The sequence below is a fragment of the Methylobacterium sp. 2A genome, assembly GCF_009806555.1.
In the GTDB taxonomy this organism is placed as follows: domain Bacteria; phylum Pseudomonadota; class Alphaproteobacteria; order Rhizobiales; family Beijerinckiaceae; genus Methylobacterium.
The window spans coordinates 188,733-210,606 of sequence record NZ_VUOK01000048.1 but is presented as its reverse complement, the minus strand read 5'-3'; the positions used below and the strand labels follow the sequence as shown (position 1 = coordinate 210,606).

General features: G+C 70.7%; 16 protein-coding genes. 4 read left to right on the top strand and 12 right to left on the bottom strand.

The window, feature by feature from the left end:
• Positions 1–55: 55 nt before the first annotated feature.
• The 3 genes from glmM to glmS form a co-directional block, all read right to left on the bottom strand.
• Entirely contained in the window at positions 56–1,456 is a 1,401-nt protein-coding gene (gene glmM / locus FVE89_RS22310) for a phosphoglucosamine mutase (RefSeq protein ID WP_160536457.1), read from the bottom strand.
• A gap of 49 nt (positions 1,457–1,505) precedes the next feature.
• A complete protein-coding gene (locus FVE89_RS22305) occupies positions 1,506–2,213 on the bottom strand; it encodes a hypothetical protein (protein WP_160536456.1) in 708 nt (235 codons plus the stop codon).
• A gap of 324 nt (positions 2,214–2,537) precedes the next feature.
• Positions 2,538–4,364 (bottom strand): glutamine--fructose-6-phosphate transaminase (isomerizing), encoded by a 1,827-nt coding sequence (gene glmS / locus FVE89_RS22300; protein ID WP_160536455.1) that lies wholly within the window; start codon positions 4,362–4,364, stop codon positions 2,538–2,540.
• A 275-nt stretch (positions 4,365–4,639) separates the two neighbouring features.
• On the opposite strand from glmS, the gene FVE89_RS22295 reads away from it, so the two are divergent.
• Positions 4,640–5,731, top strand: coding sequence for an NAD-dependent epimerase/dehydratase family protein (locus FVE89_RS22295; RefSeq protein WP_160536454.1), 1,092 nt, complete (start codon positions 4,640–4,642; stop codon positions 5,729–5,731).
• Between the two features lie 174 nt (positions 5,732–5,905).
• Here FVE89_RS22295 and FVE89_RS22290 read toward each other — a convergent pair whose 3' ends face one another.
• Entirely contained in the window at positions 5,906–6,901 is a 996-nt protein-coding gene (locus FVE89_RS22290; RefSeq protein ID WP_160536453.1) for a polysaccharide deacetylase family protein, read from the bottom strand.
• Positions 6,902–7,169: 268 nt separating this feature from the next.
• On the opposite strand from FVE89_RS22290, the gene FVE89_RS22285 reads away from it, so the two are divergent.
• The gene (locus FVE89_RS22285; RefSeq protein ID WP_160536452.1) at positions 7,170–8,429 is read left to right on the top strand and encodes a glycosyltransferase; all 1,260 of its coding nucleotides are present in this window, start codon (positions 7,170–7,172) and stop codon (positions 8,427–8,429) included.
• Between the two features lie 250 nt (positions 8,430–8,679).
• Here FVE89_RS22285 and FVE89_RS22280 read toward each other — a convergent pair whose 3' ends face one another.
• The 8 genes from FVE89_RS22280 to FVE89_RS22245 form a co-directional block, all read right to left on the bottom strand.
• Entirely contained in the window at positions 8,680–9,378 is a 699-nt protein-coding gene (locus FVE89_RS22280; protein ID WP_342389997.1) for a response regulator transcription factor, read from the bottom strand.
• Positions 9,379–9,860: 482 nt separating this feature from the next.
• Positions 9,861–10,568, bottom strand: a complete 708-nt coding sequence (locus FVE89_RS22275; RefSeq protein WP_160536450.1) for a response regulator transcription factor — start codon at positions 10,566–10,568, stop codon at positions 9,861–9,863.
• Between the two features lie 261 nt (positions 10,569–10,829).
• Positions 10,830–12,122 (bottom strand): polysaccharide biosynthesis/export family protein, encoded by a 1,293-nt coding sequence (locus FVE89_RS22270; protein WP_160536449.1) that lies wholly within the window; start codon positions 12,120–12,122, stop codon positions 10,830–10,832.
• Entirely contained in the window at positions 12,119–13,399 is a 1,281-nt protein-coding gene (locus FVE89_RS22265) for a hypothetical protein (protein WP_160536488.1), read from the bottom strand. The genes FVE89_RS22270 and FVE89_RS22265 overlap by 4 nt, the downstream gene beginning before the upstream one ends.
• An 8-nt stretch (positions 13,400–13,407) precedes the next feature.
• Positions 13,408–14,415 (bottom strand): SDR family NAD(P)-dependent oxidoreductase, encoded by a 1,008-nt coding sequence (locus tag FVE89_RS22260; RefSeq protein WP_160536448.1) that lies wholly within the window; start codon positions 14,413–14,415, stop codon positions 13,408–13,410.
• 147 nt (positions 14,416–14,562) lie between these two features.
• The gene (locus tag FVE89_RS22255) at positions 14,563–15,306 is read right to left on the bottom strand and encodes a sugar transferase (RefSeq protein WP_160536447.1); all 744 of its coding nucleotides are present in this window, start codon (positions 15,304–15,306) and stop codon (positions 14,563–14,565) included.
• A 2-nt stretch (positions 15,307–15,308) separates the two neighbouring features.
• Entirely contained in the window at positions 15,309–16,451 is a 1,143-nt protein-coding gene (locus tag FVE89_RS22250) for a DegT/DnrJ/EryC1/StrS aminotransferase family protein (RefSeq protein ID WP_160536446.1), read from the bottom strand.
• Between the two features lie 110 nt (positions 16,452–16,561).
• A complete protein-coding gene (locus FVE89_RS22245; RefSeq protein ID WP_160536445.1) occupies positions 16,562–17,281 on the bottom strand; it encodes a nucleotidyltransferase family protein in 720 nt (239 codons plus the stop codon).
• 308 nt (positions 17,282–17,589) lie between these two features.
• Here FVE89_RS22245 and asnB point away from each other — a divergent pair, with 308 nt between their 5' ends.
• Both asnB and FVE89_RS22235 read left to right on the top strand, forming a co-directional pair.
• Positions 17,590–19,605: an asparagine synthase (glutamine-hydrolyzing) gene (asnB, locus tag FVE89_RS22240; protein ID WP_160536444.1), complete on the top strand. Its 2,016-nt coding sequence runs from the start codon at positions 17,590–17,592 to the stop codon at positions 19,603–19,605.
• 37 nt (positions 19,606–19,642) lie between these two features.
• Positions 19,643–21,823, top strand: a complete 2,181-nt coding sequence (locus FVE89_RS22235; protein WP_160536443.1) for a Wzz/FepE/Etk N-terminal domain-containing protein — start codon at positions 19,643–19,645, stop codon at positions 21,821–21,823.
• Positions 21,824–21,874 lie beyond the last annotated feature (51 nt).

Here is a 21,874-nt window from a genome sequence, read left to right as displayed (position 1 = left end):
GATGCGGGAGCGGCCGGATGGCGATTCCCGCGGGGCGGAGGCGCTAGGCGGCCGTTCAGGCGGCCGCGTCCTCGACGGCGTCACCTGCGGCTCTCGAGACGGCGTCGACGACATCGTCGACGACGCTCCGGATTGTTGCGGGGTCCTCGCCCTCGGCCATGACGCGGATCACGGGCTCGGTGCCCGACGGGCGGATCACGAGACGTCCGCTCTCCCCCAGACGCTCGCGCCCCGCGGCGATCGCACGAACCACCGCATCGACCAGCAATGGCTCGCCCGCGCGATAGCGCACGTTGCGCAGGATCTGCGGCAGGAGGTCGAAGCCATGGCAGACCTCGCTGACCGGACGTCCCCTCTTCTGCATCACCGCCAGGAGCTGCAGAACCGCGATCAGTCCGTCGCCCGTGGTCGCGTAGTCCGAGAGGATGATGTGCCCGGACTGCTCGCCCCCCAGATTGTAGCCGTGCGCGCGCATGTGCTCGAGCACGTAGCGGTCCCCGACCGCCGTGCGGATCAGCCCGAGCCCCAGTCCCGCGAGGTAGTGCTCCAGCCCGAGATTCGACATCACGGTCGCCACGATGCCGGGTTGCGTCAGCCTCCCGTCGTCGTGGAACGCGCGCGCCACCACCCCGATGAGCTGGTCGCCGTCCACCACCGCGCCGCGCTCGTCCACCACCAGCACCCGGTCGGCATCCCCGTCGAGCGCGATCCCGATATCCGCGCGCAACTCGCGCACCTTGCGCACAAGCGCGTCGGGGGCGGTCGAGCCCACGCCCTGGTTGATATTGAAGCCGTCCGGCTCGACCCCGATGGCGATGACCTCGGCCCCGAGCTCCCAGAGCATCTCGGGCGCCACGCGGTATGCCGCGCCGTTGGCGCAGTCCACCACGACGCGAAGCCCCTCCAGGCTGATGCGGCGGGGCAGGCTCCGCTTGACCGCCTCGATGTAGCGCGCGTGCACGCTCTCGATGCGCTTGGCCCGCCCCAGCGCACCCGAGGGCGCCAGCCGGGTCGTGAGGTCGCCCTCGATGAGGGCCTCGATCTGGCGCTCGATGGCATCCGAGAGCTTGAAGCCGTCGGGGCCGAAAATCTTGATGCCGTTATCTTCGTAGAGGTTGTGCGAGGCCGAGATCATCACGCCGATATCCGCACGCATCGACCGCGTCAGCATGGCCACGGCAGGGGTGGGCATCGGGCCGAGCAGGAGCACATCCATGCCCACCGACGTGAAGCCGGCCACCAGGGCAGTCTCGATCATGTAGCCCGAGAGCCGGGTGTCCTTGCCGATGACGACCCGGTGGCGGTGCTCGCCGCGCGTGAACACCGTGCCCACCGCCTGACCCACCTTCAACGCCAGTTCCGGCGTGATCACGCCGTTCGCACGGCCGCGGATGCCGTCCGTGCCGAAGAGCCGGCGGGCCGCGGGCCGAAGCGTGTTGATCGTCGCGATGCTCATGATCTACCTCGTGCGTGAGGTCAGAAGACCTGCCCTTGTCCGCGGCCGCTCAGGCGACCCGGGACCACTGCGTCGTCGCGGCCGCGACGGTGTCGACGAAGCCCGCCATGCTCGCCTCGTCGAGCGAGGTCGTCCGCAGGAGGGGGGCGCTTCCCTGGAAGGTCCCGAACAGGGTGTCGCAGATGCCCGCCTGCCGCAGGTTGGTGGCGGCATCGAGTTCGAGCATCCGTTCCAGAAGCCCGGCCTTATGGACCCGCGCCTCCTGGCGGGCCGCGAGGAGCTCGCCCGGCGCGTGCAGGGCGATCCGGAGGGCCGGCCGAGGCAGGAGCGCGGCGGCCATCGCGATGCGCCCCGGATCGGTGGAGCGGCTGAGCGAGATCAGGGAGCAGAGAGCCTGGGCATAGCCCTGGTCGAAGACGCGGATGCCAGGGACCGCCTCGCTGCGGGCCCAGGCTGCCGCGAGGCGGCGCAGGTACCGGCGCAGACGCAGGTTCCAGAAGACGTTCCGAGGCGGCAGGATCGTGAGCAGCGACCGTCCGAGACCGTCGCGGCGCGCGTCGGGTTGCGCGGTGGCGTGGCCGGACGCCGCGCCCCCGACGGGGCCGCGCGCGCGGACGGGTCCGTCGCGCTCCGCCTCGGAGGTGCGGGCGCTGACGACGGCCTCGGCGGCGTAGCCGCGCGCCCGCAATCCGGCGGCGAGACCGCGCGCGAAGGTGGTCTTGCCCGCTCCGGGGGGACCGAAGAGTTCGACGATCATCGCAGGCTCCGATACGATCGAGGGCGGGCGTTCGCCGCGCGGGCGCTCTGCGCCGGACTGGCCACCGGGTCGGCGCAGGTGGGCGCGCCGGAACAAAGCGTCGGAGCGGCACGCGCCGGCCGCGCGGTCGGGCACGGCTCCGGACGCACGGTCCGGCCCTGTGCGAGCGGGACGAAAGCGGCCGTTCCGGCCCCGGGGCGGCCATGCCGGAGGCCGCCCTTCGCCGGGGACGGGTGTGCTGACGGGGCGCCGCCGGGCTCGTCCGCACGAGCCTGCGCCGGCGCGTCTCCCGCAGGACCGGAGGCTGGCCGGATCACGCGCGCCTCACTCGACGGTGACGGACTTGGCGAGGTTTCTGGGCTGGTCGACATCTTTGCCGAGGCCGAGCGCGGCGTGGTAGGCCAGCAATTGCACCGGGACGGCGTAGACGATGGGCGCCACCACGGGGTCCAGGTCGGGCATGGTCAGCGTGGCCAGCGTATCCAGCCCGTGGGCCGCCGCACCCGCAGCGTCCCCGATCAGGACGATGCGCCCGCCGCGGGCTGCGACCTCCTGCATGTTCGACACCGTCTTCTCGAAGGTGGCGTCATGGGGCGCGATCACGATCACCGGCACCGTGTCCTCGATCAGCGCGATCGGCCCGTGCTTGAGTTCGCCCGCCGCGTAGCCCTCGGCGTGGATGTAGGAGATCTCCTTGAGCTTCAGGGCCCCCTCGAGCGCCAGCGGATAGGCCGTTCCGCGCCCGAGGTAGAGCACGGCGCGCGCCTTGGCGATCTCGCGCGCCAGGGCCTCGATCTCGCCCTCCCGCTTCAGCGCCTCCGCCATCAGCCCCGGGACGGCGATGAGCGCGTCGACGAGGCGGCGCTCGGCGGCCTCGTCGAGATGTCCGCGCGCACGCCCTGCCGCGATGGCGAGGCAGAGGAGCACCGTCAGCTGGCAGGTGAAGGCCTTGGTCGAGGCCACGCCGATCTCGGGACCGGCGAGCGTCGGGAACACGACGTCGGATTCGCGCGCGATGGTCGAGGTCGGCACGTTGAGCACGGCCAGGACGTGCTGGCCGTGCATCTTCGCGTAGCGCAGGGAGGCCAGGGTGTCGGCGGTTTCGCCGGATTGCGAGATGACGAGCGTCGCGTTCCCTGCCGCGAGGGGCGCCTCGCGGTAGCGGAACTCGGAGGCGACGTCGATTTCGACAGGCAGCCGGGCGAGGCGTTCGAACCAGTACTTCGCCACGAGCCCCGCATAGTAGGCCGTGCCGCAGGCGGTGATCGAGAGGCGCGTGAGGCTCGCCCAGCCTGCGGGCCAGGGCTCGGGAAGGGTCACTTGGCCCGCAGCGAGATCGACGTAGTGCGCGAGCGTGCGCCCCACCACTTCGGGCTGCTCGTGGATCTCCTTGGCCATGTAGTGGCGGAAGTTGCCGCGATCCACGAGGAAGGCCTGGGTGGCGATCGTCTGGCGGGCCCGCTCGACGATCGCGCCGGCCGGGTCGCGGATCGTGGCGCCGTCGCGCGTCAGCACCGCCAGATCGCCGTCCTCGAGATAGGTGATCTGCGCGGTGAAGGGCGCGAGCGCCAGCGCGTCGGAGCCGAGATAGGTCTCGCCCGCGCCGTACCCGATGGCCAGCGGCGCTCCGTGGCGGGCGCCGATGAGAAGGTCCTCCTCGCCCGCGAAGAGGAAGGCCAGCGCGAAGGCGCCGCGCAGGCGCGGCAGCGCCGCGGCCACCGCGGCGACGGGGTCCATCTGCCGGTCCATGTTGAAGCTGACGAGCTGCGCCACGACTTCGGTGTCGGTGTCGGTCTCGAAGACCACGCCCTCGGCCTTGAGCTCGCTCTTCAGTGCGCGGAAGTTCTCGATGATGCCGTTATGGACCACCGCGAGCCGCTTCGTGGCGTGGGGATGGGCGTTGGTTTCGTTGGGACGCCCGTGCGTCGCCCATCGCGTGTGGCCGATGCCGATGGCGCCCGAGAGCGGCGACCGCAGGAGCTTGAGCTGCAGATTGACCAGCTTGCCCTCGGCGCGCCGCCGCTCGAGCCGCCCCGCCTCGAGCGTCGCCACGCCCGCCGAGTCGTAGCCCCGGTATTCGAGGCGCTGCAGCGCCTCCACCACCGATCCCGCCACCGTCTGGCGCCCGACAATCCCAACGATCCCGCACATCGCTCGCCGCTCCCGCCCGCCGGCGCGCCCTCGACGACGCCGAGTCCGCTTCCTGCCGGGCCGGGAAGTATGACGCGCGGAACGCCGGACGCATCATACGATTCCTGGCTAGCCAGAAGGGATGATGCCCGAACTATTCAGTCGATCGATGTTGATACTGAATATTTTCGATAGATACACTGCGCCACCGCAACGTCATCGGCGAAACGGCCCGATCCTCGACTGCCTCCGAGGCCGCAGGGCCGGCCGCCTGCTTCCTCAAGAGAGATCAGACCATGCGCTTTCTGGTGACGGGCACCGCCGGCTTCATCGGCTTTCACGTGGCGCGACGCCTCCTTCTGGCCGGCCACGCCGTCGTCGGCCTGGACGGCATGACGGCCTATTACGACGTGGCGCTGAAGCAGGAGCGGCACCGGATGCTGCGGGATTTCCCGGGCTTCACCGCGCACGAGTTCATGCTTGAGGATGCCGATGCCCTCGACCGCCTGTTCCGGACGGTCCGGCCGCAGAAGGTCGTCCACCTCGCCGCCCAGGCCGGCGTCCGCTACAGCCTGGACAATCCGCGCGCCTATATCGACGCCAACCTGATCGGGACGTTCAACGTCCTGGAGGCCTGCCGCCATCATCCCGTGGACCATCTCCTGATCGCGTCCACGAGTTCGGCCTATGGCGGCAACGGCACGTTTCCCTTCCGGGAGACGGACCGCACGGCGGCCCCGCTCACCCTGTACGCCGCCTCGAAGATCGGCACCGAGGTGATGGCCCACGCCTATGCCCATCTCTGGACCCTGCCGACGACCGTGTTCCGCTTCTTCACGGTCTACGGTCCGTGGGGGCGGCCGGACATGGCCCTGTTCAAGTTCACGAAGGCGATGCTCGCCGACCAACCGATCGAGATCTACAACCATGGCCGGAGTCGGCGGGACTTCACCTACATCGACGATCTCGTGGAGGGCATCCTGCGCCTGACGGATGTGATTCCGGCACGGCCCGGCATGGGCGCCGCAGCCGTGCCCGGCGACACGCTGAGCCCGGTGGCCCCCTACCGCATCGTCAACATCGGCGGCGGCCAGCCCGTGCATCTGATGCGTTTCGTGGAGGCGATCGAGGCGGCACTCGGTCGGCGCGCGACGCGACATTACCGGCCCCTGCCGGCGGGCGACGTGCCCGAGACCGTCGCGGGCACCGATCTCCTGCACAGCCTGATCGGCTACGTGCCCGCCACGCCCATCGAATCGGGCGTCGCGTCCTTCGTCGCGTGGTATCGCGGCTTCTACGGGGAGCAGGACGGAGACCGCCTCGCCGGCTGCCTGGCCGCCGCATCCGGACCCGCGCACGAGGACGTCTGCGCGCTTCCTGGGGCGTGATCGGGGAGCGGCGGCCGCCGTCGCTCCCAGGGACCGGGCGCCCGAGCGATGCGTGTTCGTCCATGCCGGACCTTTCCGGCAGCCTGACGGAGCCGTTTCCGGCCTCGGTCGCATCAGGCCGGCGCCTCGAACCCATTGTTCCGACGCGCCGGAGCCGCTTCGCCGACGGGCGCTCTATCCGCGCGCCTGCTTCGCGAGATTGACGGATGCGCTCCCGAAATCGCCCATGTTGAGCGACTCCATCCCGTAGCGTTCGCGCAGGCTCGCGAAGTGCCGCAGCAGCACCTCCAGGCATCGCAGGTTCTGGGCGCAGTCGGTCCCGAAATTCTCTGGATGCCACCAGAGATGGAAAACCTCGCCGCGCCGGGCGGCATGCGTCATCGCGCTCTTGATCCGCCGCAGGCGCAGGCCTTCGAGCCAGCGCAGGCGCGACGACCAGGGCCTGAGGAAGCGGCTCGCGGGCACGTCGAGGGGACGGCCGGCCGTCCCGGGCGTCGTCCGCCGGTAGGTATGATGGCCCGAGATGTTGACGTAGGCGTCGAGCAGGCGGAGCGCGCGCAGGACGCGCCGCTCCTCGCCGCGGGGGCGGGCTCGGTAGAGCCACGAGCGCGGGTTGCCCCGGAAGCACGCGATGCCGGCCTCATCGCAGAGCGGCAGGTACTCCGCGTTGCACTGGTTGCGCGGGAAGACGAGCGACCGGACCTCGTGGCCGGCCCGGTTCGCCGCAGCGACGGCGGCCGCGAGATCCTGGCGGAAGGCTTCCGGCGTCTGGCCGGCCTCGAGCGCGAAATAGTGGCAGAAGGTGTGCGTGCCGATCTCCTGCCCCGCATGCGCGGCGATCAGCTCGACGAGGGAGCGGCCGAGCCGGCAGGGATCGGAGGATTCGTCGACGCCGATCGCCGCGATTTCGCCGTAGGGCGAGTATTTCGCCTCGCTATAGGTGGGTTTGGCCGCGGGTAGCGCGCGCAGCAGCCGCGCGCGCGTTTCGAAGAACAGGAAGCCGACCGTCGCCCAGGTCGCCCGGACCCCATAACGCTCGAACAGCGCGAGCATCGCGGGGATCACCTGCCGCGTGGCCAGCAGGTCCGACCGGATCTCCTCGAGGCGGCGCCGGTCGCGGACGCCCCAATAGAGCTCGAAGTCGAGCGAGATCACCAGCGTACCGCTCATCGGTCCCCTCGCAGAGGCTGCACGGCGTGCGGGTCGAGAGGACGGCCGAGGCGGCCGTACGGACAGCACCGCCGCGACGGATTGACAGCGTCGAAGATCGCCCGAAACGCTGCGGCTGCCCATGGCGAAAACGGACTAATTCTGACAAGAATTCGCCGATCTCCCGGAGAGGATTTATAACCGATCCTTACGCACGCAGCCGCGATGTGGGTCCATTCGTCTTGGATCGTCTGCCGCATCGACCGGGCGCGTGCCGAAGGATCGTCTGATGCCGCAGCTCGATCGCCTCATGCCGTCCGTCGAGGCGCCGCGTCTCGCGACGGCGGAGGGTCTCTCCCTGCCCGCGCCCGGCCCGGGCCGGCGCACGCGTCTCCTGTGCGTCGGCGGGGAGGACCACCACCTGCGCATCCCCTTCCTGCACGCGCTCGCCGGGCATGGCTTCGAGGTCCATGCGGCCGCGAACTGCGCCGCCGCCCCGTTCAGCCGGGCCGGCATCCCGCTCCACGACTACGCCTTCACGCGCCGGCTCGATCCGCTCGGGGACCTGCGGGCCGTGCGCGCGCTCGGCGCCATCATCGACGCGGTCGGCCCCGACATCGTGCAGTCCTTCGACACGAAGCCGAACCTCTACACGGCTCTCGTCCGGCCGGAACGCGCGGTCCCGCGCCTCGTCCGGACGATCAACGGCACAGGCCGCGTCCACTCATCCGGCGGGCTTGGGGCGCGCTGCCTGCGGCCGGTCTACAACGCGATCCAGCGGCAGGCGGCGCGGCGCGGCGCGGTTGCGGTCTTCCAGAACGAGGCGGACCAGGCGACGTTCGCGCAAGGGGGGATGTCGGATCCCGAGCGCGCGCACCTCATCCCCGGCTCGGGCATCGACGTCGATGCGATCGATCGCGCCCGCGCCGGGCTGCCGAACCCCGCGCTGCTGCGGGAACAGCTCGGGCTCGGCCGCGCGCGCGTCGTGATCACGGTCACGCGCATCGAACCGCTCAAGGGTACGGGAACGTTGCTCGCCGCCGCGGAGCTCGTCCAGGCGGTTGCGCCCGACGTGCGCTTCCTCCTCGTCGGCCCCTGGGAGCAGGTGGGGCGCCGAGAACGGCGTCTGATGGCGCTGTGCCAGCGATCGCGGGCCGTGCGCTGGATCGGGCCACGCCAGGACGTCCAATCGCTCCTGGCGCTCGCCGACCTGTTCGTCCTCCCCACCGAGTTCCGCGAAGGCTTGCCGCGCGTGCTGCTGGAGGCCGCGCTCGCCGGCCTGCCGATCGTGACCACGGACATGCCCGGCTGCAGGGCCGTGGTCCGGCACGGGAAGAACGGCCTGCTTGTGCCGCCGCGCACGCCCGGGGCTCTGGCCGCCGCCATCCTCGAACTCCTGAACGCGCCGGAGCGCGCGCAGGCGATGGGCAGGCAGGGCGCCGCGCTCGTCCGCGACCGGCTCTCGCTCGACAGCATTGCCGCGCAATACGCGTCGCTCTATCGCACGCTCGCCATGCCAGCCGTCATGCCGGCCGTCACGCCGGCCTGAGACCGCTGCCTTCAGGGGCGCGCATCCAGCCGTCCGCGCAGGGCAGGGCCGGATTGAGCCGACGTTGCACGGGGCAGCGGACACGCGGTGCCCTTCGATCGGGCCGACGGGTACAGGGCCGCAATGGCCACGGCGTCGGGTCGGCATATTCCGGCGCGTTCACGTACGCCGAACCGCTATCCCCTTCGGCCAAGCGGTCGAGCGGCAGGCCGGCTCCGAAGCCGGGGACGCACGCGCCCGCGGAGCCGGATCAGCCCATGCCGGAACCGGAGGCCCGGTAGGCTTCGAGCTTCTCGATCCTGTTGAGCGCCCAGATCGCGGCCTGGGTCCGGTTCTGGGCCTTGATCTTGCGCAGGATCGCCTTGACGTGGACCTTCACCGTCGCCTCGGTGATCGACAGGCGCCGCGCGATGCACCGGTTCTGCTCGCCAGCCAGCAACGACAGGAGGATCTCGACCTCCCGCACCGACAGACGGCCGAGTTCCGGCTCTCGCCTGCCGGGATCGCCAAGTGCGGCAGCCGTGATCGCCTCGACCGGCTCGTCGATGCGCAGGTCCAGGCACGAGGCGACGGCGTCCAGGGGAACGACGTAATGTCCCAGCGTCACCAGCTCCAGCGCACCGATGATGCCGTCGCGCTCGTCGGGATCGGTGAGCACCCCCATCGCCCCGAGCCGCAGCATCGCCGTCACCTTCTCCGGCGCACAGTCCGGACAGAACACCACGATCGCGCAGTCCGGGAACCGCGCCTGGACGGCTCTCAGGGGGCGGGGGTCGTCGATTTCATCCCCCGACATGGCGCGTATGACGAGCAACGGGCCGCTCATAGCCTCGGCCGGGAGGCGGACATTGGCGACATCGTCCTCCGACGCGACGACGATGAAGGGTCCTTCGCGAAGCGCCTGAGCGAGGCCCTCGCGCGACAGCGCGCAGCGATCGACAAGAACCACCGGGGTCTTCGGTGCCGTCGGCAGCGGGCTCGGAAAACAGGAGGCCGTCGTCCGTTGAGCCGATTTGAAAGTCAGGTCGAACATGGGCCCCCTCCAAAATTCTACCCTTCGACACCCTGAGCCGTATCCGGGACCGTGAGAGACAGCCTGCCTGTGGAATCCAGTCCCGATCGCGGGGCGTCCGGCCTTTCGTTCGGCGCGAGACGCGCAGCGCATCCTCCGGACATCGGATGTCCCCTCCTCAGGCCTGGTCCCAGCGAGCGCCTGTCCGCCCCCACGGCGACCGGCATTTCGGACCTACGGCCATGATAAACAGATTCTTACTCCATTGCAGTTATCCCAACGGATTAGGCGCATGGTACTGGGATGACGGCGTACGAACTGACGATTACCAATCAGACTCTCTGGTCCTGGCCTCATAGATCATCCGAAATAGGACATTCCAGCACGGCGCCGTCAGGCGGACCGGAGCCGGTCGTCCGCTACGGCAGCCCCCCCTCCATGCCGAGCATGCGCATGCCGAGGCCGGCCGCGCCGGAGCGGTTCCGCACGCCGAGGAGCCGGAACACGTTGGCAAGGTGGGCCTTCACCGTGCTCTCGCGGAGGCCGAGCGTCGCGGCGATCTGCCGGTTGGACTGACCCTGGATGACAAGCCGCAGGACATCGCGCTGGCGCTGCGTCAAGTCGATCTCAGCCCTGCCGGGTCCGGAAAAACGACGCGGGGGGTTCGGCACGGGGCTGACGGGCGCCGCGCCGCTCGGGGGCGGGCCGAACGTGTGCGGCAGGTCCGTGACGATGACGGGCACGAAGATCTGGCCGTCCAAAACCGTGGACAGGGCGCGGCTGAGGTCCTGGATGTTCATTTCGGGCGAGATGTAGCCGTGCACGCCGGCGGCGAGGGCCTCGAGCACGTTCGCGCGCTGCATCGGCCCGACCGCGACAAGACGGGCATTTGGGAAGCACTCGCGCAGCATCAGGAGGCGCCCGGCCTCGCCGAAGCCCAGCATGCGCAGATCCAAGAGGGCGAGGATCGTATCGTCCGCATCGGCCAGGTGCGTGACGACGTCCTCGGTCGATATCGCGACCGCGACCTCCGAGAAGCCGAGCTCCGCCTGCAGGATCGTCACCAGGACGAGCTGGAAGAGATCGTGCCTGTGCGCCACGACGGCGATGCGCCGATTGCTGTTCATGTCCCCACCCCAGGCTCGCTCTGGACGCCACGAGGGCATGTTCCGCCGAAGCAGCCTGTTCAGCTCCGGAAACCGCAACGCACACCCGGTGTCAGAGCGTTTTCCAAGTTCCCGGATCACGGGAAACGCCCCGGATCCCACGCGCTACGGCCTCTTGCCCCATCGACACGGACGCCGGGGTGACCGGCCGGCCCGTGCGTGCGCCCGCCGCCCGTGCGGCGGCCGGCCGCGATGCCCGCGATCCGCTTCAGGCGCGTCCGCTCAGGGGTTGGCGGCGACGGGATTGGCAGCGACATCGGCCTGCGACCTCAGGGTGGCCTCGACGACATCGCCGGGGCAGAGCTCGGTGTCTTCGCTCGCGGGAATGCGCACCCGGCCGGCGCCGGGCATCCGGCGCACGAGACTCACCGTGGGGACGCGGCGCCAGCCGGGCACCTCCTCGGGCTGCGCGGAGAGGAGGGCCATCCGCTCCTTCAACGCGCGGCCGCGCGCCTTGAGTTGCTCAGCCTTCGCGAGCCGGTCCGAGAGCTCGGTGAGCAGCTTCACCCGCCGCAGGTCGTCGGTCCGCTCCATCTGCCGTGCGAATTCATCCTTCTGCTTCGTGGCCAGCATGAGCTGGGCGGTGACTTGGAGGTTGCGCGTCGAGGAGAGCAGCACATTGCGGCGTGCATCCGTGACGCGCTGGCTGACGACCGCGCCGCGGTTCAGCAGCTCCGTCAGACGGTCGAGTTCCGCCTTGTCGGCGGTGACACCCTGCTCCTCCTCGGATTGCAGGCGCGTGAGGATCTGCGTCTGCGCGACGAGCTGGTCGGTGCCCCGCCTCAGGAAGGATCGCTCCCGCTGGTAGTCGGCCTGGTTGACCTCATAGAGGTCGGCCTGCGACTTCTGGATCTCGAGAAGCATCTGACGCGGGACGGCGCTCGCCGGGGGCGGCACGGCCGCATCCCTGTCGCCGAGCTCGCGCCGAATCCGGGCGATGTTGGCCTGTTCCTTGGCGAGGTCCGCCGCGGCGATCTCGTACTCGCCGCGCGCATCCGCCGCCTCCGACGTCGGCGACTTGGCGCCGAAGCGCACGAGGTTGTAGCCGCCGGCCATCGAGATCGCCTGGCGCGCCGTCATCAGCGGCCGGTAGGGCTGCTCGCCGGGGCGCGACACGTCCCCGTCCACGTAGATCGGCCGGTACTCGACGACGGTCGCGGCAATCTCCCGCGGCTCGACGGTGAAGGCCAGTTCGCGCCCGTCCGGCATACGCTGGCGCAGGAGCTGAGAGGACAGCACGGACTGGACCATGGCCTGGGTCTCCCCCGCGGTCGTTCCGGCGACCTGGAGGCGTCCGAGGCGCGGCATCGAGATCGAGCCGTCGAGTTGCACGGGCACGCGCTGGCGCAGCTCCGGCATGCCGGCGACCGAGATCTCGATGACGTCGCCGACGTCGAGGCGGTACTCCTCGGCACAAGCGCCCCGGGCGCCCATGAGGCCGAGGCAGGCCGCGATCGCAAGTCCGAGGCAGCGGGGACGGTCCAGGCCTGCACGGGAAGCGCGCCGCGTCGTCATCGCTCTGCCTCCTCGGCCGGCTCGCCCGCCGCGCGGCTTCGGGAATCCGGCCAATCCACCGTCGTGACGTAGTCCGAGACCGGGCCGCCCGCCCGGCCCCAGTTGCTCGACCAGATCACGCGGGATCCGTCGGGCGAGGGGGCGGCATGGGTCTCGCTCCAGTAGTCGGCGGCGGCGTTCCGGGTCTGCGCGATCCGGCGCACCGTGCGGCTCCCGTCGGTGCGGAGCGCGAGCACCTCCTGGTAGAAGGGCGCCTTGCCGTTATCCGGCGTGCCGCCGACCGCCTGCCGGTCGCCGGTGAAGGACAGGAACACCCAGCCCGGGCGGCGCGTGTTGCGCAGCGAGGCGTGCGAGACCTGGCCGTAGGGCAGGAGGTCGGTGATCCGGCCGTCGCTCAGGCGCCGCTTGATCACGTGGAAGCGGTCGGGATCGGACTTGCTGATCCCGACATAGACGTCCGCGCCGTCGGGATCGGTCGTGAGGTCGCCATGGCCGGGCCGGTGGTGCTCGGCCCAGTGCTGGACCGGCTCGCCGTCGGCCGTGAAGACGTAGAGCGTCTCCTTTTCGTCCGGCAGGTTCTGGCCGCAGACGATGTAGGCGCCCGAGGCCGATATCGTGCAGTAGTTGTTCTCGCCCTCGAGCTTGCCCAGGTCGATCGGCGGATGGATGCGGCCGGTCGCGAGGTCGAAGGCGAAGGCGACGCGCCGCCCCTGGGCATCCCGCGCGCGGACCACGATGCGCTCGCCGTCGGCGGAGGGATTGCCCTTGTAGGGACCGAACTGCGCCCCGGCATAGGTGGGAAGCGTCTGGAACGTGCGCCGCCGGTTCGCGCGCGGGAGCCAGACATAGACCGCCCGCCCGTCGACGCAGATCATCGCGGCCGGATCGGTGGGGTGCCACTCGCACTCGCCGGCCATGTCGCGGCGGAACAGCGGCTGGAACGTCCGTCCGTTCAGGAAGCAGGCCCCGCCGCAGCCGTTCACGATGACCAGGAGGCTCTGATCGGCGTTCCAGGCCTGCGCGGTGGAATAGCGGTGGGTGCAATATCGCACGCCGCAGCGCCCGCCGGCCATCGGCCGCTCGGGCGCGGTGATGCGCACGAGCGGCGTGCCGAAGACGGGGTCGCGGGTTGGCTGGAGGTATGCCGGCTCGGCCATGGCCGGGGTCTCGAGGAGGGCGTTCGACGCCCCGGCATCCTCCGGCGCCGCCCGGCCCGCCGTGGCGACCAGGGCCGTGCCGGCGAGGGCGGCGGCCGCGAAGATCCGGCGGACGGTCATGGCGGCGCTCACGCGATGAACCGGGTCTCGCGGCGCATCGCGCCGCGCGCGCAGCGCAGCTGCCACCAGTCGACCGTGCGCCGCAGTCCCTCCGCGAGGCTGACCCGCGGGGTCCAGCCACTGGCCTCGTGGAGGCGACGGCTCTCGGCGAGCAGCGCGCGCACTTCGGAGCGGTCCGGCCGCGCGCGGGCGGGATCGTGCCGAAGCGGCTTGGTGCAGCCCGTGACGTCGCGCACCGCCGCGATGACGTCGTCGATGGTGACGGCGACGCCGCTGCCCGCGTTGTAGGGCTGGCCGTAGGCGATGTCGGGCGCGTCGCCGATGGCGAGGAAGGCGCGCGCCGTGTCCTCCACGTAGGTGAAGTCGCGGATCGTGCTCGTGTCGCCGACGCTCAAGACCTCGCAGGCCGGATCGATCGCCTGCCGGATCACCGAGGGGATCACGGCGCGCTCGCTCTGGCGCGGTCCGAAGGCGTTGAAGGGCCGCAGGATCGCGACGGGCATCCCGAAGGAGCGCGCGAAGGCCTCCGCCATCATGTCGGCGCCGATCTTCGAGGCCGAGTAGGGCGACTGGCCCTGAAGCGGGTGGGTCTCCGCGATCGGCATCGTGATCGCGGTGCCGTAGACCTCGCTCGTCGATGTCTGGACGAAGCGTCCGACCCCGAAGTCGCGGGCGGCTTCGAGCAGGTTCAGCGTGCCCCCGACATTCGTGTCGACGTAGCTGCGCGCGGCGACGTAGGAATAGGGTATCGCGATGAGCGCGGCGAGATGGAACACCACATCCCGGCCCTGCACCAGGGGGCGCACGAAGGCCGCGTCGCGGATGTCCCCGCGCACCACCTCGCACCCGCGGCGGACCGGTTCCGGCAGGTCGTCGATCCAGCCGTGCTGGTCGAAGGAATTGTAGAGCGCCAGCGCCGTGACGCTGGCACCGTGCTCGACCAGCATCTCGGTCAGATGCGAGCCGATGAAGCCGTCCGCGCCCGTGACGAGGACCTTGGCACCGCGATAGCTCACCTCAAACCCTCCTCGTAGCTCGGATCGGCGCCTGCGGCGGGACTCGACCATGGTCCGTCGACGCGGTGGCCGGCTCGGCGTAGAAAACAGCAGTCAGAACAGAGCGATGGATCGTCTTCCGGGATCCACGGACGACAAGGAAGCGGTCTAGACCTTCATGAAGGCATCGGTGTTCGGCACGCGATCCGCTGCCTGCGTCCTGGCGAGCCGGTCGACACGGGCGTCGAGGGTGGGGCCGAGCGAGGCGTGGCCGCCGCCTATCGCGACCATCGCCCTGACGAGGAGGCGCAGGTCGGACCGCGCGGTGCGGCCGGAGAAGTACAGGAGGTCGGCCGACGCCTTGAGCGGAAACAGGACCTGCCGGTAGAAGCGGTCGAGGTCCGGCTGTCCGGCAAGCAGATCGTCCTCGTGCCGGAACAGAACTTGGTTCGGCCCGAAGATGCCGGGCCGGTAGCGCAGAACCTCCCGGTAGGGGCCGTGAAAGCAGTCCGCGAAGGTCAGGGACTCGGGCCGGGGACCGACGATCGCCATCTCGCCGCGCAGCACATTCACGAACTGGGGCACCTCGTCGATCTTCGTGCGCTGCAGCCATGCGCCGACCCGCGTCATGCGGGTGTCGTTCGTCACGGTCAGGCCCGGTCCCGAGCCGTCGCGCGCATCACGGAACTTCTTGAACTTGAGGATCAGGAAGGGCTGCCCGTTTCGGCCGAGGCGGCGCTGCCGGAAGAAGACGGGGCGCCCGCTCTCGACCAGGATCAGGAGGCAGACGAGCCCGATCAGGGGTGCCAGGAGCAGGAGCGCCGCGGCGGCGATCACGACGTCGAAGGCGTGCAGCGTCCGCTCGCGCGCGGCCGGGGCGACCGAAGGGGGCACCGATACCGAATTGGCCATGGTCAACCTCCCCGTGCGACGTGGGTGAGGGCGTCGGCGAGCGTGCGCGCCACGTGGGCGACGTCGGCCTCGCTCAACCCGGGATGGAGGGGCAGCGTGATCTGCCGGCGGGCGAACGCGTCCGTGACCGGCAGGTCCTGCTCGGGCAGGAAGGACCGGTAGAAGGTCATCCGGTGCGCGGGCGGGTAATGCATGGTGGTCTGGATGCCGGCCTCGCTCAGGAACCCGGCGATCGCGTCCCGGTCGCTGCCGGGCGGCAGCAGCACCGGCATGATGTGATGGGCGGAGGTCGTCCCCGGATCGTTCGCCAGGCGATGGAAGGGCAGGCCGACGGTCGGCGCCTGCGCGGTGAGCGCGGCGAAATAGGCCTGGGTCAAAGCCTGGCGGCGCGCGGTCCAGGCGCCGAGCTGGTCGAGCTGCGCGAGGCCGAGCGCCGCCCGGAACTCGTCGAGCCGGTAATTGTAGCCCAGGCTCACGACGTCGTAGGTCGGAGCCCGGGCCTGCTTGCGCTCGAAGGTTCCCGATGTCAGCCCGTGCGCCCGGGCGAGCCGCATCAGGGCGAGGTGCCGGGGATCCTCGGCGAGGATCATGCCGCCCTCGGCCGTGGTCATGTTCTTGTTGCCGTAGAAGGAGAAGGCGGTGGCGGCCCCGAAGGTCCCGACCCCGGCTGCGCCGGCGGCGTGGGCGGCGTCTTCGACGATGAGGACGTTGCGTCGCCGCGCGAGCGCGCGCCACGCGTCGCGGTCCGTGACGTAGCCGGCATAGTGCATCACGATCGCCGCCCGCGTGCGGGCCGTGCACTTCGCCTCGGCGTCGGCGAGCGAGAGGATCGGGTGATCGAGGCTGGCGATATCCACCATGACGGGCGTGGCGCCGACATAGAGCACCGCATTCACCGTCGCCGCGAAGGTCATCGAGGGGACGAGGACCTCGTCGCCCGCGCCGATCCCGAGGGCGAGCAGGATGAGGTGGAGCGCCGCGGTGCAGGAGCTGACGGCGACCGCGTCCGGCGCGCCGTGCAGCGCCGCGAACCTCTCCTCGAACGCGCGCACGCGCGGGCCCATGGTGATCCAGCCGCTCTCAACCACGTCGCGGAGCGCGGATTTCTCGGCCTCTCCGAGTGTGGGACTCGAGACGAGTAGCATACCGGTTCCTCCTGATGCGCAGCCCGGGCGCAGGGCGCATGCGGCGCGGTTTGGCGTGCGTCACGGTTCGAGCGCGTCACGGTTCGAGCGCGTCATGGTTCTCGAGCGCGTCACTCGGCAGCGATCGTCTCGAAGGCCGGCGGCTGGTCCTCCCAGGGCAGTTCCTGGGCCTTCCGGAAGTCGTCGACGCGCCCGATGTCGAGCCAGAGTCCGTCGTGGCGGAAGGCGCCAACGGGTGCCTGCCGGTCGAGGAGCGAGAAAACGAGGTTGTCGAAGCCGTAGGCGATGCGCGGCGGGATATACTCGAAGACGCTCGGCTGCATGCAGTAGACGCCCATGCTCACGGTGTGGTTGAGCGAGGGCTTCTCCCGGAATTTCGTCACGCGCCCGTCGACCTGCTCGAGGATGCCGAAATCGATCTTCATCGTGCGCTGGACCGTGGCGATGGTGACGACGTTGCCCATGCGCTGGTGCATGGACAGGAGCGCGGGCACGCTGAGGTCGGTGAGCACGTCGCCGTTGACCACGAGGAAGGGCTCGGTCAGCGCCTTGCGCAGCATCCGCAGGGGGCCGATCGTTCCGAGGGGCTCGGCCTCCTCGGTGTACTTGATCGTCAAGCCCCACTTCCGGCCGTCGCCGCACGCGGTGCGGATCAGGCCGCCGAGATAGCCCGTGGTGATGAAGACTTCGGACACGCCGTTGCGGCGCAGCCATTGCAGAACGAGCTCCAGCACCGGCCGGGGGCCCACCGGCATCAGCGGCTTGGGCAGGACCATGGTGTAGGGCATCAGGCGCGTGCCCTTTCCCCCGCATTGGATGACCGCCTTCATGACCGGCTCCCAGGTTGTCCCGCCGGGATCGCGACCATCGATCGCAACGCCCCGGCCTCGGATCTGTCCTGGGATCTGTCCTGCCGATGCCCATGGCAAGACAAGATCAACAACGAACTAGCCCGTTCGGATTAGTTCTGGATACGATATTTACAGCCAATAGTTCGTAGACAATAGTAATTACTCGAAGCGACATCCGGATGCTCCGCGGCGATGACCTGCGGGTTCTTGTCCGGGCGTGGCGGATCCCTGGAGGGCGGCTGGCACCGTCGCTCCCGGTCGCGTCCTCCTCCACGATGGAAGCTGACATGTGCGGCATCGCCGGCCTTCTGGCCGATCCCCGAACCGTGGATCCCGAGACCCTGAGCGCGGTTGCGGCGATGACCGAGCGGCTGGCGCATCGCGGCCCATGCGGTTCGGGCTTCTGGTCCGATCCGGAGGCGGGCGTCGCGCTCGGACACCGCCGGCTCTCGATCATCGACCTGTCGCCCGCGGGCCGCCAGCCGATGCATTCGGAGAGCGCCCGGCTCGTGGTCACGTTCAACGGCGAGATCTACAATTTCCAGGAGATTCGCCGCGACCTCACCGCAGAGGGTTACGTCTTTCGCGGCCATTCCGACACGGAAGTTCTGCTCGCGGCCTGCGAGACATGGGGACTCGCGCGGGCGCTCGAACGCTGCGCCGGGATGTTCGCCCTCGCGCTCTTCGACCGCCGGGAGCGCGTCCTGCACCTCGCCCGGGACCGCCTGGGCAAGAAGCCCCTCTTCGTCACGCTCGCGGGCGGCGCGCTCGCCTTTGCCTCGGAGCTCAAGGCTTTCGCCGCGCTCCCCGGCTTCCGGCCCAGCCTGAGCCGGGCAGGGGTCTCGGCCTTCCTGCGCCAGGGCTGGATCGGCGAGGACGGCTGCATCTGGCGCGAGGTCGTCAAGCTCCCACCGGGCGGGTGCCTCTCCGTGGAGGCGCGGGACCTCGCGCGCCTGAGCCCGGACGACCTTCCCGGGCGGGTCCGGCGCTGGTGGACCCTGGAGGAGGCGATCGCCACGTCAGCCCCCCTTCCGGCGGAAACCGATCCGGCGGCCGTGGAGGAGGAGCTCGACCGGCTCCTGCGCCTCGCCGTGTCGCAGCGCATGATCGCCGACGTGCCGCTCGGCGCGTTCCTCTCGGGGGGCATCGACAGCTCCCTCGTGGTCGCGCTCATGCAGCAGCATTCGGGACGGCCGGTCCGCACCTATACGATCGGCTTCGCCGAGGCCGAGTACGACGAAGCCGACCAGGCGGCCCGGGTCGCGGCGCATCTCGGCACCGACCACACCACGTTCCGCGTCACGCCCGCGGAGGCGATGGCCGTCATCCCTGAACTTCCCGAGATCTGGGACGAGCCCTTCGCGGACGAGTCGCAGATCCCGACATTGCTGCTCTCGCGCCTCGCCCGACGCGACGTGACCGTGGCCCTGTCCGGAGACGGCGGCGACGAGGGATTTGGCGGCTATGCCCGCCACTTCCTCTACGATCGCATCGCGCCTCTCCTGCGCGTGCCATCGGGCGTCCGGCGGGCGGCCGCCTCATGCCTCACGGCGATGAGCCCGACGGCCTGGGACGACCTCCTGCGGGCCTGCCGCGTGCCGGCGCGGCTGCATCGGGCGCTCCGGCGCGAGAAGCTCCACAAGTTCGCCCATCTCCTCACCGCCTCCGACGCGCTCGACTGGTACGATCAGGTGACGGGCTTTCCCTCCGGGCCGGCCGTCCCGCGGCGGGCGGCGGGGTGGAGGCCGGGCGGACTGTCCGACCCGATCCTCCAGATCCTGTACCGCGACACCACGGAGTACCTGCCGGGCGATATCCTCGTGAAGGTCGACCGCGCCTCCATGGCGGTGGGACTCGAGTGCCGGGCGCCGCTCCTCGACCATCGCGTGATCGAGTTCGCGTGGCGTATCCCCCTCGGGATGAAGCTGCGCGGCGGTCGCGGCAAGTGGATCCTGCGCCGCCTGCTCCAGCGTCACCTCGGCGAGGAACTGCTCCAGGGCAAGCGCGGCTTCGACGTGCCCGTCGGCGCTTGGCAGCGCGGTCCGCTGCGGGACTGGTCGGACGCGCAGATGAACCGTCTCGACCTCGGGAATGACGGCCTGCTCGACCGCGGCGCGGTGCGTCGAGCCTGGGCGGAGCACCTGTCCGGACGCTGGGATCGCTCACGCGAGATCTGGGCGCTGACGATGCTGTCCGCCTGGATGGGGCATTGGCAGGCGGGGGCCGGGCGGGAGCCGGACCGGGCCGCGCTCGCGCCAGGGCCGGCCCCCGCCCGGGAGGGTGCGATGGTCGCGGGATGCTGAGGACAACAGCCGTATCGGCACGGTGCAGGGGCGAGGCATGAACACATTCACCTCCGTTCCCGCGACGCCCAGCCTGATCCTTGCGCCCCCGCCGGACGCCGGCGCACCGGAACAGGGCCCGCGCGGCTCCGCCCGCTCCGTGGCGCAGCTCGCCAACCTGTTCCGGCGCCGGTGGCGCCTGATCCTGGCCTCCGGCGTCTGCACGACGCTGCTCGCCGGGACCGCCGGGATCCTGATCCCGCCCGTCTACACCGCCCGCGCGCAACTCGTGATCGCGCCGCCGCCTGCGCCCGCCGGTGCGCGCGCGGAACGGGTCGACGACAGCGCCATGGCGATCGAGACGGAGGTCTCCGCGGTCGGTTCGCGGGAATCCCTCGCGCGGGTCTTCGACATACTCGCCGATGACGAGGCCTTCCAGGCCGCGAAGTTCGGCCAGATCGGCCGCCTGCACCGCCTTGCGCGCGGGTTCGCCGATCTCGAGAGGCGCCTGCTTCCCGGAGACCGGGCGGAGGCCGCCGAGGGGGCGGGCGATCCCGATCAGCCCGCGCGCGAGTTCGTGATCGACGACCTCGAGCGCAACCTGAAGGTCGCCTCGGAGCCGCGCTCCCGCGTCATCTCCGTACGCTTCAGCGCCACGAGCCCGAGCCTCGCCGCGACGATCGCCAACACCGTCGTCGACACCTACCTCGCGGCGCAGGAGGAGCAGAAGCGCGCTTCGATCCGCCAGGAACTCGCCCGCCTCGACCGCCAGTTGCCGAAGCTACGCGCCGAGATGGAGCAGGCGAGCGCCCATATCCGCGCGTTCCGGCTCGGCCACGCGATCCTCGACGCGGCCGCGGTCGAGCAGCAGGAGCAGCAGGCGGTCGTGCTCAAGGGCCGAACCCAGGTCGCGCGGGCGGCCGTCGCGGCGGTGGAGGCGGAGCGGGCGGAGCTCACGGCGCTTCGGCAGGGCCCGCAGGCGAAGCGCGTCGCCTCCCCGCGCCTCGCCGCGCTCCAAGACGAGGAGCAGGCCCTCGCCGCGCAGGGGCCCGGAGCCGAAGCGGACCGGCGGCGCGTGCGCGCGGAGATCGTCGCCGAGGTCGATCGGGCTCTTCGTCCCCTCGCGACCGAGCTCGCGATGGCGGCGGGGCGGGCGGAGGCCTTCGAGCGCCAGCTCGACGAGATCGGGACGCGTCTGCGCGACAGCCAGCCCGCCGCCGATCAGCTGCGCGAACTGATGCGTATCGCGGACGCCAAGCGCCAGATCTACGACGACGGGCTGCTGCAGCAGCAGAAGCTCCTCCAGAACCAGGAGCAGGTGATCGTCGACGCCCGCGTGCTGTCCGCCGCGGCGGCGCCGCAGAAGCCGGCCTCGGCCAGTCCCGTTCTCTTCCTCCCGCCGGCCCTCGTGCTCGGCCTGGCGCTCGGCGCCTTCGCGGCGGTCTGGCGGGACGGGCAGGACGACACCCTGCGCGACGCACGCTGCCTCGAGAGCGAGCTCCGGGTTCCCTGCCTGGGCCTGATACCCCGCGTGCCCCGGGCCTGGAATCCATGGACCCGGCCCTCCGGCCTGCGGGCCGCGACGCTCCGGGCGCTCTTCATCGCCACGCTCGGCGGCGAGGGCGCACGGCAGGCGAACCGCATCGTCCTCGTGACATCGAGCCTGTCCGGGGAGGGGGGGCCGGCGCTGGCGCGGGCCTTCGCGCTCTACGCCGCCTCACTCGTCCCGGACGTGATCCTGGTCGATCTCAACTTCGGGGCCAGGGCCGTCGTGCCGCCGTCTCGCGCCCGGGAACCGTCCGAAGCGACATTCGCCGTACCCGAGGGCATGACGCTGACGCGGCCCGTGGCGGACCTTCCCCTGAGAGTCCTGTCGGTGACGCGGCGCGATCAGGATCCGCTCGCCTTTCTCATCGGCCGCGACGTGGCGCGCCTGCTGGATCGGCTGCGTGAGCGCCACGCTCTCGTCGTCGTCGATGCCGGCGCCCTCCTGGAAAACCCCGAGGTGCAGGTCCTCGGCCTTTCGGCCGATCAGACCCTCCTTGCCGTGCGTTGGGGCCGTACGCCACGCCACTGCGTCGAGAACGCGCTCGCGCTGCTGCGCGGCAGCGGCGGGATCGGCCTGGCCTTGCGGCCGCTCGGCGCGGTGCTGACCGAGGTGAACCTGAAGCGCCACCGCGCCTACCGCTTCGGCGACGCGCTGGAAGCCATGGCTCGCCGGCCACGCGGCCGCGCTTGAGCGCTGCCCGATACGATTCGCTCACCGTGCCCGGCGCTTCGGCCGGGCCTG